Source organism: Draconibacterium halophilum (assembly GCF_010448835.1).
GTDB classification, from domain to species: domain Bacteria; phylum Bacteroidota; class Bacteroidia; order Bacteroidales; family Prolixibacteraceae; genus Draconibacterium; species Draconibacterium halophilum.
The window spans coordinates 224,737-240,563 of the sequence record NZ_CP048409.1 but is presented as its reverse complement, the minus strand read 5'-3'; the positions used below and the strand labels follow the sequence as shown (position 1 = coordinate 240,563).

Annotated in this window: 12 protein-coding genes; 10 read left to right on the top strand and 2 right to left on the bottom strand. The window is 41.0% G+C overall.

Going from position 1 to position 15,827, the window contains the following annotated elements:
• Window positions 1-9: 9 nt before the first annotated feature.
• The 3 genes from G0Q07_RS00765 (at window position 10) to G0Q07_RS00755 (ending at window position 3,943) form a co-directional block, all read left to right on the top strand.
• On the top strand, window positions 10-1,950 hold the full coding sequence (locus G0Q07_RS00765) for a fumarate reductase/succinate dehydrogenase flavoprotein subunit (RefSeq protein WP_163344286.1): 1,941 nt from the start codon (window positions 10-12) through the stop codon (window positions 1,948-1,950).
• A 37-nt stretch (window positions 1,951-1,987) separates the two neighbouring features.
• On the top strand, window positions 1,988-2,749 hold the full coding sequence (locus G0Q07_RS00760) for a succinate dehydrogenase/fumarate reductase iron-sulfur subunit (protein ID WP_163344285.1): 762 nt from the start codon (window positions 1,988-1,990) through the stop codon (window positions 2,747-2,749).
• Between the two features lie 456 nt (window positions 2,750-3,205).
• Window positions 3,206-3,943, top strand: a complete 738-nt coding sequence (locus G0Q07_RS00755; protein ID WP_163344284.1) for a hypothetical protein — start codon at window positions 3,206-3,208, stop codon at window positions 3,941-3,943.
• 59 nt (window positions 3,944-4,002) lie between these two features.
• Here the strand turns inward: G0Q07_RS00755 and G0Q07_RS00750 are convergent, their stop codons facing one another.
• Entirely contained in the window at window positions 4,003-4,935 is a 933-nt protein-coding gene (locus tag G0Q07_RS00750) for a CPBP family intramembrane glutamic endopeptidase (protein ID WP_163344283.1), read from the bottom strand.
• A gap of 112 nt (window positions 4,936-5,047) precedes the next feature.
• On the opposite strand from G0Q07_RS00750, the gene G0Q07_RS00745 reads away from it, so the two are divergent.
• Window positions 5,048-5,842, top strand: a complete 795-nt coding sequence (locus tag G0Q07_RS00745) for a BtpA/SgcQ family protein (RefSeq protein WP_163344282.1) — start codon at window positions 5,048-5,050, stop codon at window positions 5,840-5,842.
• Window positions 5,843-6,244: 402 nt separating this feature from the next.
• Window positions 6,245-6,556: an isoamylase early set domain-containing protein gene (locus G0Q07_RS00740; protein ID WP_163344281.1), complete on the top strand. Its 312-nt coding sequence runs from the start codon at window positions 6,245-6,247 to the stop codon at window positions 6,554-6,556.
• Between the two features lie 267 nt (window positions 6,557-6,823).
• Here G0Q07_RS00740 and G0Q07_RS00735 read toward each other — a convergent pair whose 3' ends face one another.
• A complete protein-coding gene (locus tag G0Q07_RS00735; protein WP_163344280.1) occupies window positions 6,824-8,407 on the bottom strand; it encodes a sulfatase family protein in 1,584 nt (527 codons plus the stop codon).
• A gap of 283 nt (window positions 8,408-8,690) precedes the next feature.
• Here G0Q07_RS00735 and ileS point away from each other — a divergent pair, with 283 nt between their 5' ends.
• From ileS to G0Q07_RS00710, 5 genes are all read left to right on the top strand, one after another.
• Window positions 8,691-12,128, top strand: coding sequence for an isoleucine--tRNA ligase (ileS, locus tag G0Q07_RS00730; protein ID WP_163344279.1), 3,438 nt, complete (start codon window positions 8,691-8,693; stop codon window positions 12,126-12,128).
• Between the two features lie 94 nt (window positions 12,129-12,222).
• The gene (locus tag G0Q07_RS00725) at window positions 12,223-12,600 is read left to right on the top strand and encodes a TraR/DksA family transcriptional regulator (protein ID WP_163344278.1); all 378 of its coding nucleotides are present in this window, start codon (window positions 12,223-12,225) and stop codon (window positions 12,598-12,600) included.
• 87 nt (window positions 12,601-12,687) lie between these two features.
• Window positions 12,688-13,344, top strand: a complete 657-nt coding sequence (locus G0Q07_RS00720) for a lipoprotein signal peptidase (protein ID WP_163344277.1) — start codon at window positions 12,688-12,690, stop codon at window positions 13,342-13,344.
• A gap of 114 nt (window positions 13,345-13,458) precedes the next feature.
• Window positions 13,459-14,940 (top strand): cysteine--tRNA ligase, encoded by a 1,482-nt coding sequence (gene cysS, locus G0Q07_RS00715; RefSeq protein WP_163344276.1) that lies wholly within the window; start codon window positions 13,459-13,461, stop codon window positions 14,938-14,940.
• A 123-nt stretch (window positions 14,941-15,063) separates the two neighbouring features.
• Window positions 15,064-15,675 carry a riboflavin synthase gene (locus G0Q07_RS00710; protein WP_163344275.1) on the top strand — a complete coding sequence of 204 codons (612 nt, stop codon included), beginning with the start codon at window positions 15,064-15,066 and terminating at the stop codon, window positions 15,673-15,675.
• Window positions 15,676-15,827 lie beyond the last annotated feature (152 nt).

The following is a 15,827-nucleotide window of genomic DNA, read 5'->3' as shown; positions in this document are numbered from 1 at the left end:
GAAAGAATTATGAGCATATTAGATAGTAAGATTCCAGAAGGACCATTAGCTGAAAAGTGGAATAATCACAAGTCGGCTATTAAAGTGGTTAGCCCTGCCAACAAGCGTAAATTAGAAATAATTGTGGTTGGAACCGGTTTAGGTGGTGCCTCTGCAGCTGCTTCATTGGCAGAATTAGGATATAAAGTTAAAGCATTTTGTTACCAGGACAGCCCGCGTCGTGCGCACTCCATTGCTGCACAGGGTGGTATTAATGCTGCAAAAAATTATCAGAACGATAACGACTCGGTTTTCCGGTTGTTTTACGATACAATTAAAGGTGGCGACTACCGTGCACGCGAAGCTAACGTTTACCGTTTAGCGGAGGTTTCACCAAATATTATCGACCAGTGTGTGGCACAAGGTGTACCATTTGGCCGCGAATACGGAGGTTTGTTAGACAACCGTTCGTTTGGTGGTGTGTTGGTTAGCCGTACGTTCTACGCACGTGGGCAAACCGGTCAGCAGTTGTTAATTGGTGCTTACCAGGCATTAAACCGTCAGATTGCAAAAGGTAATGTAGAAATGTACAACCGACACGAGATGTTGGATGTGGTAAAAATCGAAGGGAAAGCCCGTGGTATTATTGCCCGCGATATGGTTAGTGGCGATATAAAACGTTTTGGGGCACATGCAGTAGTTGTGGCAAGCGGAGGTTACGGAAACGTATTCTTCCTGTCGACTAATGCAATGGGCAGTAACGGATCGGCGGCTTGGCAGTGTTACAAACGTGGTGCCTACATGTCGAACCCTTGTTTTGTACAAATTCACCCAACGTGTATTCCTGTTCATGGCGACCAGCAGTCGAAACTGACCCTGATGTCGGAATCGTTGCGTAACGATGGCCGTGTTTGGGTTCCGAAGAAAAAAGAAGATGCAGTAAAATTGCAAAAAGGAGAAATTGGTCCGAACGATATTCCTGATGAAGACCGCGATTTTTACCTGGAAAGAAGATATCCTTCGTATGGTAACCTTGTACCTCGTGACGTTGCGTCGCGTGCTGCAAAAGAACGTTGCGACGAAGGTTTTGGTGTAAATGGTGAAGGTAAAGCAGTATTCCTTGATTTTAAATATTCGATCGATCGTTTAGGTAAAAATGTTATTGAGCAGCGTTATGGAAACCTTTTCCAGATGTACGAAAAAATTACCGACACCGATCCGTATAAAGAGCCAATGATGATCTACCCGGCTATTCACTACTCAATGGGTGGTACCTGGGTTGATTACAACCTGATGACATCAGTACCCGGTTTGTATTCTATTGGTGAAGCTAACTTTTCCGATCATGGTGCTAACCGTTTGGGAGCATCGGCATTGATGCAGGGATTAGCTGATGGATATTTCATTTTGCCTTACACAATTGGTGATTACCTGGCCGATGAAATTATGACGCCAAAAGCCGACACAAATGCTCCTGAATTTGCTGCGGTTGAAAAAGAAGTAACAGATCGTATAGAGAAACTTTACAATATAAAAGGTTCGAAACCGGTTGACTATTTCCACAAAAAACTGGGACAAGTAATGTGGGATTATGTTGGTATGGCCCGTAATGCTGAAGGTTTGGAAAAAGCCATCGAGATGATTAAGGAAATTCGCGCAGAATTCTGGAAAGACGTTCGTATTCCCGGCGAATTGGATAACCTTAATCCGGAGTTGGAGAAAGCCGGACGTGTTGCCGATTTCTTCGATATTGGTGAGTTGATGGCTCGCGATGCACTCGACAGAAACGAATCGTGTGGTGGGCACTTCCGTGAAGAGTCGGCTACCGAAGAAGGTGAAGCAAAACGTAACGACGAAAAATTTACGTATGTTTCATGCTGGGAGCACAAAGGAGAAGGTGAAGAGCCGGTAATGCATAAAGAAGATTTGGTGTTTGAGAATGTGAAGCTTACGCAGCGTTCTTACAAATAATCAATCGAATAAGTATAAATCATAAATCTGTAAGATTATGGCTGATAAGATTCTTAAAAAACTCAAAATAAAAGTTTGGCGTCAAAATAATGCCAAATCAAAAGGTAAATTCGAAACCTATACAATCGAAAATATCTCAACCGGGTCTTCTTTTCTTGAAATGATGGATATCTTGAATTTCCAGTTAATTGAAGAAGGAATCGACCCAATTGCTTTCGACCACGATTGCCGCGAAGGTATTTGCGGTACTTGTAGTCTGTATATTAACGGCCGTCCGCACGGACCTGACACCGAGGTTACTACCTGCCAGTTGCACATGCGTAAGTTCAAAGATGGTGAAACCATTACTATTGAGCCCTGGCGTGCACGTGCATTCCCGGTAATTAAAGACCTTGTTGTTGACCGTACCGCTTTCGAGAAAATTCTTCAGGCTGGTGGTTTCGTTTCGGTAAATACTGGTGGTGTTCCCGATGCAAACACTATTCCTATTAATAAAGACGATGCAGAAGAGTCGATGGATGCAGCAGCTTGTATCGGTTGTGGTGCTTGCGTTGCAGCTTGTAAAAACTCATCAGCGATGTTGTTTGTTTCGGCAAAAGTTTCGCACCTGGCAAAATTGCCACAAGGTAAAGTTGAAGCTGCAAGCCGTGCTAAAAACATGGTGGGTAAAATGGACGAACTTGGTTTTGGTGGATGTACCAATACACAAGCTTGCGAGGCCGAGTGTCCGAAAAGTATCTCGATTACAAACATTGCACGTTTGAACCGCGAATACTTAAAAGCACGAATTAGCGAATAAGAGAATTCACGCTATAGTTTTGAAAAGCCTTCTCAGTTTCTGAGGAGGCTTTTTTGTTTCTAACAATCTTAGCCGTTTCAATTTTATTTATCAATCGATCAAGCTGTTTGCCCTTTGTAAGGGAAAATGTCTACAGACAAAAGGGTAGAGGACTACTATTTATAATTTATCAAACTCTACCCCTCATCCGTCAGCCGACGGAAGCTCCCCTTGCAAGGGGAGCCAATATAATGCAGTACTTGCATTTTAAATGTTCACTTATGATTTTATTTTTTGTTTCTAAACCTGTTAACTTCTTGCAAAAATAGAGACTGAAAGGTATTAAAATAGGGTAATCGCTAAAGAGCTCCTCCTCTTTTTCACAATAATAAACAAGTACATGTGCATAAGTGCAAGGGCGAACACAAGTATTCTCCGTGCACAATCCATAACTTCGCATAAACACAAAGGAAAATTATGCCATACAGACGTTTGCCCACGACGGATAAAGCCAGAATACGAGCACTTAATGCAGCACTGGCCAAGGTGATTAAGAATGAAAACAAACTTGCATTCTCCAACCATTCAGTTGAAGAACTTCAAAATGTAAAGAACACTTTTGAGAACCACCTCACTCAATACGAATTGGACACACGCCTTCAGTCGGAAAATATAAAAGAATACAAGGAGGCTTTTGATCGGGCTAAAATGTACGTTTCGCATTTTATACAGGTTTTACTTTTTGCTTCAGAGCGGGGGGAGATAAACGGAGGAATAAAATTTTACGGAAATTTGGCTTCGTTTGATGGAAAAGTGCCACCAGTGAACACTGAAGAAGATATAATTGAGTGGGGTAAAATTATGGTGGAAGGCGAACAAAAAAGGAAACAAAATGGAGGAAGTGCCATTTATAATCCATCAATTGCATTGGTAAATTTTAAGGTAGAAGAATTACACGATGCTTCGGTATTTCAGCAAACGCTAAAACGAAATACTTTACGCTCGTTCGATAAGATGCAGAAACTACGTAAGATAACCAATGACTTTATTAGCAAGTTGTGGACCGAAATAGAAGAAAGTATTGAGGCGGAGTCGCCAAAAGCGAAAAGGCAACTGGCGCAGGAATATGGTATTGTTTATGTATTTCGCAGAAACGAAAAGAAAAAGCTGTCGGCAGAAGAAATTCAAACCGATTTGCTCTTTGAATTTGCTTAACGAAAATTATTGTATTGATATTTTAAATCCCGGGTTGGTGAAAACTGATCCGGGATTTTTTATACAGGAATTTCTTTCCCTGCATTATGTCGTTTATACATCAGAAGGAAGACCAATGTAAGTGCCAGGCTAATTCCGGCCATGTAATAGCTGTCAGCTGTCGAACCAATTTCTTCATACTCTGGTTTTAGCATATTGTTACTGATTAAGTACATGGCGATTACAGCAATAGCATTATTCAGGAAATGGGCAATAATGGGTACCCACATGGAGCCACTCCAAACCAGCAAATAACCGAACAAGGCACCAAGCAGAACCCGTGGAACAAAACCAAAAAATTGCATGTGCAGCGCACTAAAAAGAATCGCCGAAATCCAGATTCCCCAATGGTGATTGTGTGTCATTTGCGAAAAGATCTTTTGGATAACTCCACGAAATAGAAGCTCCTCGCCAACCGCCGGCAACAGTGCAATCATAAATATATTAAAGGCAAGTCCGCCAACGGTTTTTACATTTAAAAATGCATCAGTAATTTCGGCTGCATTTTCTTCGGCATTTCGCATCCAGTTTTCCATGCCCGATAGCCAATCCGGGAAACTCATGTTATTGTTCAGTTCTCCGATCAGGTTAATAAGCGGAGCCGCAAAAAACATCATTACAATAACCAGAATAGCACTTTGTGAGTTGAAGGATTTATCAAGATAAAGGTATTCCTTTGATTTTCCGTGGAACAGGTAACCTAAAATAAACGGTGGCACAATAAAAAAGCCGATCGCCTGAGTAACCTGAATGAATTTATAGAGCCTGATAATATTTTGAGGCGTATCGGAGCCAATTGCCGGAAGGTTTAAAACGGTATCAAATCCCCAAATTGGAATAGCCACAACAAGCGACAATACGAAGAAGGCTAAAATACTGACCACCACAATAAATGCAGCGAAAATCAATTGCGAAAAGGGTTTCATGTCGCGGAATGCAGTAAATGCCATCATCGGAAATATTTTTGACAAAGATAATTTTTCTGAGCATTTTCGTTTGTGTAGTCTTTGAACGAGGTAAAAAGTTCCCGAATTCAACTAACTTTATGGAAATAAAATAAACAGCGTGGAAATAAATAAATCGATAATTGGAATGGTGCATGTTGGAGCCTTACCCGGCACACCAAGAAATTGTTTGTCGATTGCGGAAATTGTGGAACAAGCAACAAGCGATGCACAAAAACTGGAACAAGGAGGTGTGGATGCGATTATGATGGAGAACATGCACGATAGACCGTATTTAAACCGCCAAGTTGGCCCCGAAATTATTGCGGCAATGACTGCCGTTGCAACAAAACTTCGTCAGGCTGTTTCGTGTCCTTTGGGAATTCAGATATTAGCCGGAGCCAACAAACAGGCATTGGCCGTTGCACATGCTGCCGGTTTTAATTTTATCAGGGAAGAAGGGTTTGTGTTTGGCCACCTGGCTGACGAAGGAATGATGAACAGCGATGCCGGAAAACTTTTGCGCTACCGAAAGTTGATTGGTGCCGAACACATAAAAATATATACCGATATTAAAAAGAAACATTCGTCGCACGCCATTTCTTCCGATGTGTCGATTGACGATATGGCCAAAGCTGCCGAATTCTTTTTAGCCGATGGTGTAATTGTAACCGGAAATGCTACGGGGGAGGAAGCATCGATAAAAGATGTGCAGGCTGTAGTTGAGGCTGTTCGCTTGCCAGTAATAATTGGCTCGGGGATTACTGTGAAAAATATTGCCGATTATTGGCCTTATGCCGATGCCTATATTGTGGGTTCATCTTTTAAGTATGACGGCGACTGGCAAAACGAAGTGGAACTTCAAAGCGTTCAGGCGTTTATGGTCCGGGTACAAGATTTGCGAAACAGTAACTAACATTTGCTTGATTATAGCCCTTTAAATTAGCCCTTTGTGTTTCTGTGACACAGTTTTAATTCGAATTAAAGATTCGTTAAACCCGGCTGATATACAGGAAGATACTAAAAATTTTTAATTTTATTTAAGTGTTAAATATCAGAATGTATTTTTATTTGTTTAGGTGTTTATCAATGTGAAAGCCATACTTTTGATCCGTAAACTAATAGACGTTCAAATCCAAACCAATAAGAACTAAAACGGAATTTAAGAATTGAAAACAAGAACGATTCAAGAGAGTTTATCGGATCTGTATTGTTGAGAGGTGATTTTTGAGTTTTCATCAGGCGCCGATGCGAATTCAGAATGATGTTTTCAGCCCATATTTTCGGAACTTTTCTGTTTCATAAAAAAAATTGAGTTATGAGTATTAAAAAACAATATTTAAAAAGTAAACCCGAGTGTAAAGTATCTTTCAGAGTAGCAAAAGCTGATGTACCAAACGCAGATACAATTAAAATTGTTGGTGAATTTAACGACTGGAACAAAGATGTTGAGCCAATGAAAAAGCTCAAAAACGGCGACTTTACACAAACATTAAATCTTGAAACAGGTAAAGAGTACCAGTTTAAATATTTAATCGACAATTCAGTTTGGGAAAACGAAAGTGAAGCAGATAAGCTGGCTCCAAACGGTATTGTAGAGGGTGAATTTAATTCAACCCTTGTACTATAAGAGATAGCATCGTCCCCGGGGACCTAATTAATCATATTTAAAACGGTTTGATACGGAATGGGAAAACATTTCGTTCGACTTTTAAATTTGTGGTTATGTCACACCTGATTTCCCATAAAGTTACATAAACACTGGTTTAAGTTCGAAACAAGCTGAAAAAAATTACTCAGCCCGGAGTTTCCAAATTCCGGCAACAATAAAAATAGTTTGATATAAAAACCGCTCTTTCGATTATCGAAAGAGCGGTTTGGTTTTTTAACAGAATAGTTACTTTTCTTGTAAATCCGAATCGTAATCACTTTCGTTTACCCAACCGGCTTTAATTTTTTCACCGCTCATAAAACGGTTGTAATAGTTTTGTACTGCTCCTGAATAGTTGTAATGATCAAAAACATCGCCGTTCCCTAAAATTCGAGGATCACCTTGTTCGGTAAGTTTTGAATTCAATTCTGCAATCAGTTTAGTTTTTATAGCATCAAAATCACTATTGTCTGCCAGGTTGTTCAAGCAAAAAGGATCGGTTTTAATGTTATAAAGTTCTTCTGCAACTCGTTTCCCAAAATTGTGCTGCCAGTATTTCAGTTGTCCTTTTTGTCGGCGTGTATTTAAAACGTAGGTTTTTGTCGGACTTCCATCACAATTCAGATATCCGGTTTCAGGATTCCCCAAAGGCCAGCGTTCTGGTTTAAAATTGCGGATGTACAGGAAATCCTCTTTAATCAATCCACGCACCGGATAACCCTCATCATTAGGGCGTCCAACATCATGGCGTTCTTTTCCAACCAAAACAAAGTCGCGTTCCGGGTTTACAATTCCATCTTTTTCTGAATAAAATATATCCGTTAAACTGGTTCCCGTAATAGGCTGCAACCCCGCTTTTTCTAAAGAAATTCCGGCTACCTCGAGATAGGTAGGAGTAAAGTCAATAAAATTTACAAAATCATCAACAATGCGTCCCGGATTTTTAATTCCCATTGGCCACATAATGGCCAATGGCAAGTGGTTGGAGTATTCATAAGCCTGCCCTTTTATTCTTGGGAATGGCATTCCGTTATCAGCGGTTACTATTACAATTGTATTTTCCAGTTCGCCAATTTCATGCAGTTTATTTAGCATTTTTTGAAGGTGGCTGTCAAAATATTCAATTTCAAAGGCATAATCAAGCAGATCTGTTCGCACAGTATCAACATCGGGCCAGAAGGCCGGAACTTCATCCACTTCATCTAAATTTTTACCACCATACTTTATACCTGCCTCAAATTCATAGGCACGATGCGGTTCGGTGCTTCCATACCAAAAACAAAACGGCTGCCCATCAGGGCGTGCTTCCAAAAAAGCCTCAAAATTGCGGGCATAGTCGTTATTCGAAATTGCTTTTGCAGGCGGAGTAGTTTTAAATTCATCGAATTTAGGTCCGGTTAATTGGCGCATTTTTCCATCTATTATGCCAGGGCTACCGGGGGCCCATCCTTTAGCAACACTGCCCACCCAATAACCGTTCTCGCCCAGTGCTTCAGCATAGGTCTTAAATTTTGCAGGAAAAAAGGGTGAGTGATTTGCGGCTTCTTCCAGTTGCCAGCTGTTACGTCCGGTTAAAATACATGCACGCGATGGGGCACATTTGGCATTTGGTGTGTAAGCTCGGGTAAATAGTATCCCGTTTTGGGCTACACGGTCGAAACCTGGTGTTTCCACCCACTTGCAACCATAGGCTCCCCAATGTTTCCACGAGGCATCGTCGGCAATGGCAAATAAAATGTTAGGTTGTTTAGGAGCCACTTGCTCCATTTTACATGCAGAAAAACAAGCTAGTAATAAAAGGATTGAAAGGCTTAAAATTAGGTTTTTCATTGGTTAAAATTGTAGATTTTCTTACAGTAAAAAAAACGTACTTATCTCAAGCGAAATAAAAATAGTTGAAATTTCGATTTATATTCTGGAATGAAGCGATAAACTATTGATGTTTGTGAGCATTCAGTTATTATCTAAACGCTTCTTTTCGTAAAAGCTCCATTTACCATTGAAGATTCACCTCCATAACTATAAGGATTTTAAAGAAATTGAATCCCCTTCGCCTCTAAAAAATTTCTATATTTGCATGTTTTTTAAAATCAGTGGATTATAAGGTATTCTTATGAGTAATAAATTTCAGGAATATAAGCAGTTAGATTTAGCACAGATAAACAAGGATGTGCTTGCGCGTTGGGAGAAAGACGATACCTTTCATAAAAGTATTTCAACCCGCGAAGGGCATGAAACATTTGTATTTTACGAAGGACCGCCATCGGCAAACGGAATGCCGGGGATTCACCACGTGATGGCGCGTGCCATAAAAGATATTTTTTGCCGTTATAAAACTATGAAAGGTTTCCGTGTTCACCGCAAAGCCGGATGGGACACACATGGTTTACCGGTGGAGTTGAGTGTTGAAAAAGCACTGAATATTACCAAAGACGATATTGGTAAAAAAATTACTGTTGAAGAATACAGCGACGCCTGCCGAAAAGAGGTGATGAAATATACCCGCGAATGGGAAGAACTTACTCGTAAAATGGGTTATTGGGTAAATATGGACGATCCGTATGTTACCTTCGATAACCAATACATTGAGTCGGTTTGGTGGTTGCTGAAACAGATTTATAACAAAGGCTTGTTGTACAAAGGCTACACTATTCAGCCTTACTCGCCGGCTGCCGGAACAGGTTTGAGCTCGCACGAGCTAAACCAACCTGGTTGTTACCGCGATGTAAAAGATACAACCGCAATTGCCCAGTTTAAAGCCACACGAAACGAAAAATCGGAATTCCTTTTTGAAGGAGTTGAAACTGATCTGTATTTCCTGGCCTGGACAACAACACCATGGACGTTGCCATCGAACACGGCACTGTGTGTGGGACCGAATATCAACTATGTAAAAGTTCGCTCGTTTAATCCATACACCGGCGATCCGGTTACCTTGATTCTGGCAAAAGATCTGTTTCCTGTTTATTTCAATTCGAAAAATGCCGAACTGGCAATGGAGGAGTATAAACCGGGCGACAAAAAAATACCGTACGAAGTTCTGGCCGAATATACCGGAGAGGAACTGAAAGGCATTCAGTACGAGCAGCTGATCGACTGGGTGAAACCCGAAGGAAAAGCTTTTGAAGTAATTACCGGCGATTTTGTAACCATTGAAGATGGTACCGGAATCGTTCACATTGCACCAACTTTTGGTGCCGATGATGACCGCGTTGCGAAACAACATGGAATTTCGCCACTTGTGGTGGTTGATACCGAAGGAAAACGTCAGGCACTGGTTGACCGAAAAGGACGTTTTTACCCGACCATCGATCTCGATCCGAAGTTCGTTGAAAAATATGTAAACACAGAATCGTATCACGAGTTTGCCGGTCGTTCGGTGAAAAACGAATACGACGATAAACTGGAAGAGGATGCTTCCACTGTCGACATTGATATTTCTGTAATGCTGAAACAGCAGAACAGAGCTTTTAAAATTGAAAAACACGTACACAGTTACCCACACTGCTGGCGTACCGATAAACCGGTATTGTATTATCCGCTTGATTCGTGGTTCATCAAATCAACCGCGGTTAAGGACAAAATGGTGGAGTTGAACAACACCATTAATTGGAAACCGAAATCGACCGGTACAGGACGTTTTGGTAACTGGCTGGAAAATTTGGTGGACTGGAACCTGAGCCGTTCGCGTTTTTGGGGAACACCGCTGCCAATCTGGAGAACAGAAGATAGTTTGGAAGAGATTTGCATCGGCTCGATGGAAGAGCTGATGGCAGAAATAGATAAAGCTGTTGAAGCTGGTTTTATGACAGAGAATCCGTTCGCCAAATTTAAAGTTGGCGATTACGAAAAAGCCAACTACGAAAAGATCGATCTGCATAAATCGCATGTCGATAATATCGTTTTAGTTTCACCATCAGGACAAAAAATGGAACGCGAAACGGATTTGATCGATGTTTGGTTCGATTCGGGAGCGATGCCTTTTGCACAGCGCCATTATCCTTTCGAGTGGAAAGAGAATTTTAAAGATGTATTCCCGGCCGATTTTATTGCCGAGGGTGTTGATCAAACCCGAGGATGGTTCTTTACCTTGCATGCCATTGCAACAATGATCGATGAGTCGGTAGCTTTCAAAAATATTATATCAAACGGACTGGTACTGGATAAAAAAGGCGTTAAAATGTCGAAACGTCTGGGAAATGCTGTCGATCCGTTTGAAACCATCGATAAGTATGGTTCCGATCCATTGCGCTGGTACATGATTACCAATGCGCAGCCATGGGATAACCTGAAATTTGATATCGAAGGTGTTGAAGAAGTGAAACGTAAATTCTTCGGAACGCTATATAATACCTACAATTTCTTTGCATTGTATGCCAATGTTGATGGTTTTAAATATGCCGAAGAAGAAATTCCTGTTGAGCAGCGCCCGGAGATCGATCGCTGGATTATTTCGTTGCTAAACTCACTGATTAAAGAGGTGGGCGACAGCTACGAAAATTACGAGCCAACACGTGCCGGCCGCGCTATTTCGGAATTTGTAACCGAAAACCTGAGTAACTGGTTTGTGCGTTTAAGCCGCAAACGTTACTGGGGTGGCGAATACTCGACAGATAAGGTTTCAGCTTATCAAACGCTTTACACTTGTTTGGAAGTTGTGGCTCAGTTGATGGCTCCAATAGCGCCGTTTTATGCCGATATGCTGTACAACGATCTCAATAAAGCAACGGGCCGAGTCGACGATCGAAGTGTTCACCTGGGAGATTTTCCGGGATTTACTGAAGAGTTGATCGACAGCGACCTGGAAGAAAAAATGGCTATTGCGCAAAAAGCTTCTTCCATGATCCTGGCTTTGCGCCGTAAAGAGAAACTGAAAGTACGCCAGCCGCTTGCCAAAATTATGGTGCCGGTGTTAAATCCGCATTTTAAAGAGCAGTTTGAGGCAGTTTCAAATATAATTTTAGCAGAAGTAAACGTTAAAGAAGTGGAGTTCTTAACCGATACGGCCGGGGTGATTAAAAAGAAAATAAAACCGAATTTTAAAGCGCTTGGGCCGAAATACGGGAAAATGATGAAACAAATTGCCGGGGCAGTAAATCAACTGAATCAGGATGCAATTTCGACATTTGAAAGTGCCGGCGAATTTGAACTGGTAGTTGGAGATGAGAAAATTATGCTGTCGCTGGACGATGTTGAGATTCAAACCGAAGATATTCCGGGATGGACAGTTGCCACGGAAGGGCAGATGACTATTGCGCTGGATATCAACCTGACAGAAGAGTTGAAACAAGAAGGAATTGCCCGCGAGTTTATCAATAAAATACAGAACTTACGAAAGGATAATGATTTTGAGGTAACCGACAGGATTAAGTTGCGTATTGCAAAGCACGAAGCGTACAATGTGGCTGTTGAAAACCACAGGGAATACATTTGTGCACAAACGCTTGCCGATGCACTTGAATTGGCTGAAAATGCTGATTTAACAGTGGCAAGCGAGGTGGAGATTGACAAAGATGTAACAGCTAAAATTGAGATAAAAAAGCTTAGCTAGTTATTTGTCAACAAGGTCTGTGAATGATGGACTTTTTTATTATTTTAGAGCCTTATTTTGAAAAAAATGGGGAAGAAATTAAAACCCAAAAATTATGGGAGACAAAAACAGATATTCGGACGAGGAGTTAATGGAATTCAAAACGCTTATTCGTAAAAAGCTTGAGATGGCTCAGGAAGATTATAAGATGTACAAGAATTCAATAACTCAAAGTGATGGGAATGATATCTCAGATACATCACCCACATTTAAAGTATTGGAAGAGGGCGCTGCTACCCTTTCTAAAGAGGAAGCTGGAAAACTAGCACAACGCCAGTTAAAATTTATTCAGCACTTACAAGCTGCTCTTATTCGTATCGAAAACAAAACCTATGGTGTGTGTCGCGATACCGGCAAATTAATTTCGAAAGAAAGATTGCGTGCTGTTCCACATGCAACACTTAGTATTGATGCGAAGAATAACGGGAAATAATCGTTAGAAGAAAAAAGAAACTGGAATTGCTCTTCGGGAAATGTATTTAAAATTTCGAAGGGCAATTCTGTTATAAAGGGTTAGCATATGTCGCGTAGCGTAAAATCGTTAATAATTATATTCTCCATTCTAATTGTCGATCAGGTTTTAAAGTTTTGGATTAAAACCAACCTGTCGATTGGCGATGAGATCGTGGTTTTTAAAGATTGGTTTATTCTTCATTTTGTTGAGAATAACGGAATGGCCTTTGGCTTTGAGTTTGCCGGAGAGTACGGAAAAATGTTTTTGAGTGTTTTTCGTATTGTGGCGGTAATTGCCATTGGTTGGTATCTGTTTAAGCTGGCCAGACAAAAAGAAGTACCTTTTGGTTTTATTGCGTGTATTGCGCTAATTTTTGCCGGTGCCATTGGCAATATCATCGACAGCCTTTTTTACGGAATAATATTTAATCACAGCTATGGGCAGGTGGCAACCTTATTTCCGGCTGAAGGTGGTTACTCCAGTTTTCTTCATGGAAGAGTGGTTGATATGTTTTATTTCCCGCTGATTGAAGGTCGTTACCCGGAATGGATACCCAGAATTGGAGGAAATCCGTTTATCTTTTTCCGTCCGGTTTTTAATATCGCCGATTCAGCTATTACCGTTGGAATTTTCTCCATTTTAATTTTCTATCGCAAGTATTTTAACAAACTTGATGAGAGCAAAAACGTGGATGAAAATACAGAAGCTGAGCAAACTGCATAAGCATTTCAGATTCAGGTTAAGTCCGATTTACCTTTGTGCAGAGCAATTTGCTAACAGCCACAAAATCACTCATTTTGTTTTACCTTTGCAAAATCATACGATTTTAAAATAACCATGAGTAATCAACTTTTTATTTACAATACATTAACCCGTAAAAAAGAAGAATTTAAACCACTTGTTGAAGGTAGCGTTGGTTTATATGTTTGCGGGCCAACCGTTTACAGTAATTCGCATTTGGGGCACGCACGTCCGTTTATCACTTTCGATTTGTTGTACCGTTACCTGACTTTCCTTGGGAACAAGGTTCGTTATGTACGCAATATTACCGACGTGGGTCACCTCGAAGATGAGGTGGAAGGTGTTGGCGAAGACCGCATTGCGAAGAAGGCACGTTTGGAGCAGTTGGAACCTATGGAAGTAGTTCAGAAATACATGAACACTTTTCACCGAAACATGGACGACCTGAACGTTACTCCTCCCAGTATTGAGCCACGTGCATCGGGCCATATCATCGAGCAAATTCAGGTGATAGAAGGTATTTTAAAAAACGGATACGCATACGAGGCAAACGGTTCGGTTTATTTTGATGTAGATAAATACAACAACGATTACAAGTACGGAAAACTCTCGGGTCGTAATCTGGATGACATAAAAACCAACACCCGCAAGCTCGATGGGCAGGATGAAAAGAAGAACTCTTTTGATTTTGCTTTATGGAAGAAAGCGGCGCCCGAGCATATTATGCGCTGGCCTTCGCGCTGGAGCGATGGTTTCCCGGGATGGCACCTCGAGTGTTCGGCAATGAGCACAAAATACCTGGGCGAGCAGTTTGATATTCATGGTGGTGGAATGGATTTGACTTTCCCGCACCACGAATGTGAAATTGCACAAAATACAGCTTGCCGCGGACAAGAATCGGTGCGTTACTGGATGCACAATAACATGATTACCATTAACGGACAGAAAATGGCACGCTCGCTGGGTAATTTTATTACGCTCGATGAATTATTTACCGGCAGTCATGAAATTCTTGAACAGTCGTATTCGCCAATGACCATCCGCTTTTTTATTTTGCAGGCACATTACCGCAGTACCATCGATTTTTCGAATGAAGCTCTGCAAGCATCAGAAAAAGGATTGGAGCGTTTAATGAGTGCATTAAAAACGCTGGCTGAGTTAACTGCCTCTGATTCGTCGACTGTTGATGTGAACAGCATAAAAGAAAAATGTTTTGCCGCACTGAGCGACGATCTGAATAGCCCGATTGCTATTGCACATCTTTTTGATGGCGTTAAAATGATCAACTCGATAAAAGCCGGTAGCGAGAAAATCTCTGCTGCTGATCTCGAGGATTTGAAAGTCTTTTACAATGCGGTGGTTTTTGATGTCCTTGGATTAAAAGAAGAAGGAGAGGCTGGCAGCGGAAACAACGAAGTGCTGGGTGGTGCTGTTGAATTACTTATTAACCTGAGGAAAGATGCAAAAACCAATAAAGATTGGGGAACTGCTGATAAAATTCGTGACGAATTGAATGCTATTGGCGTTGAGTTAAAAGACACCAAAGACGGTGTAGAGTGGAATTTACGCCCCTCCTAACCTTTCCTAGGGGAGGGATATGAAGGCATTTTTATTAAACAGTTGATACAGCAAATCCTAGAGAGACAATTAATAATTAATATAGAAAATCTTCCCCCGAGGGGGAATTAAAGGGGACTTTATATGTTTTCAGGAATAGTTGAAGAATTCGGAACTGTAGTAGCCGTTGAAAAGGATCAGGAGAATGTACATTTTACGCTAACCTGTTCGTTTGCCGACGAGCTGAAAGTTGATCAGAGTTTATCGCACAACGGAGTTTGTTTAACTGTTGTTTGGGTGGATAAAGCAGAAAAAAAATACAAGGTTACAGCCATTAAAGAAACGCTGATTAAGTCGAATCTTGGTTTACTTGAAGTGGGATCGAAAGTGAACCTGGAACGCAGCATGATGATGAATGGCCGTTTGGATGGTCACATTGTTCAAGGGCATGTTGATCAGACAGCAACTTGTGCAAAAGTTGAAGAAGCCGACGGAAGCTGGTACTATACTTTCGAATATGACTTTGATATTGAGAAAGCCAAACAAGGTTATATGACCGTAGAAAAAGGGTCGGTAACCGTTAACGGTGTTAGCCTTACCGTGGTGAATTCGAAAGACAATTCTTTTCAGGTAGCTATCATTCCTTTTACTCAAGAAGTTACTAATTTCCATACCTTTAAAGAAGGTACGGTTATTAACCTTGAATTCGATATTATTGGGAAATACCTGAGCAAATTAAATTCATACAGCAAATAGAAAAATCTTAATGTGTTTTTAAACGGTCCGTTTTTGTTTTGTATCGTTATCATTTCGACAGCTGTCGACATGCTTTTTGACCGTCAATTTTCACCCCGACGGCTGTGGGGAACAAATTCAACCGTTTTTTTTGTTGCCGACGCGCGTCGGCA

Bases quoted from the DNA above. Each gene is read 5' to 3' on its own strand.
- G0Q07_RS00720 (WP_163344277.1), top strand. From the start codon at position 12,688: ATGTCGCGTAGCGTAAAATCGTTAATAATTATATTCTCCATTCTAATT.
- G0Q07_RS00740 (WP_163344281.1), top strand. From the start codon at position 6,245: ATGAGTATTAAAAAACAATATTTAAAAAGTAAACCCGAGTGTAAAGTA.
- cysS (WP_163344276.1), top strand. From the start codon at position 13,459: ATGAGTAATCAACTTTTTATTTACAATACATTAACCCGTAAAAAAGAA.
- G0Q07_RS00760 (WP_163344285.1), top strand. From the start codon at position 1,988: ATGGCTGATAAGATTCTTAAAAAACTCAAAATAAAAGTTTGGCGTCAA.
- G0Q07_RS00755 (WP_163344284.1), top strand. From the start codon at position 3,206: ATGCCATACAGACGTTTGCCCACGACGGATAAAGCCAGAATACGAGCA.
- G0Q07_RS00765 (WP_163344286.1), top strand. From the start codon at position 10: ATGAGCATATTAGATAGTAAGATTCCAGAAGGACCATTAGCTGAAAAG.
- G0Q07_RS00750 (WP_163344283.1), bottom strand. From the start codon at position 4,935: ATGATGGCATTTACTGCATTCCGCGACATGAAACCCTTTTCGCAATTG.
- ileS (WP_163344279.1), top strand. From the start codon at position 8,691: ATGAGTAATAAATTTCAGGAATATAAGCAGTTAGATTTAGCACAGATA.
- G0Q07_RS00735 (WP_163344280.1), bottom strand. From the start codon at position 8,407: ATGAAAAACCTAATTTTAAGCCTTTCAATCCTTTTATTACTAGCTTGT.
- G0Q07_RS00710 (WP_163344275.1), top strand. From the start codon at position 15,064: ATGTTTTCAGGAATAGTTGAAGAATTCGGAACTGTAGTAGCCGTTGAA.
- G0Q07_RS00725 (WP_163344278.1), top strand. From the start codon at position 12,223: ATGGGAGACAAAAACAGATATTCGGACGAGGAGTTAATGGAATTCAAA.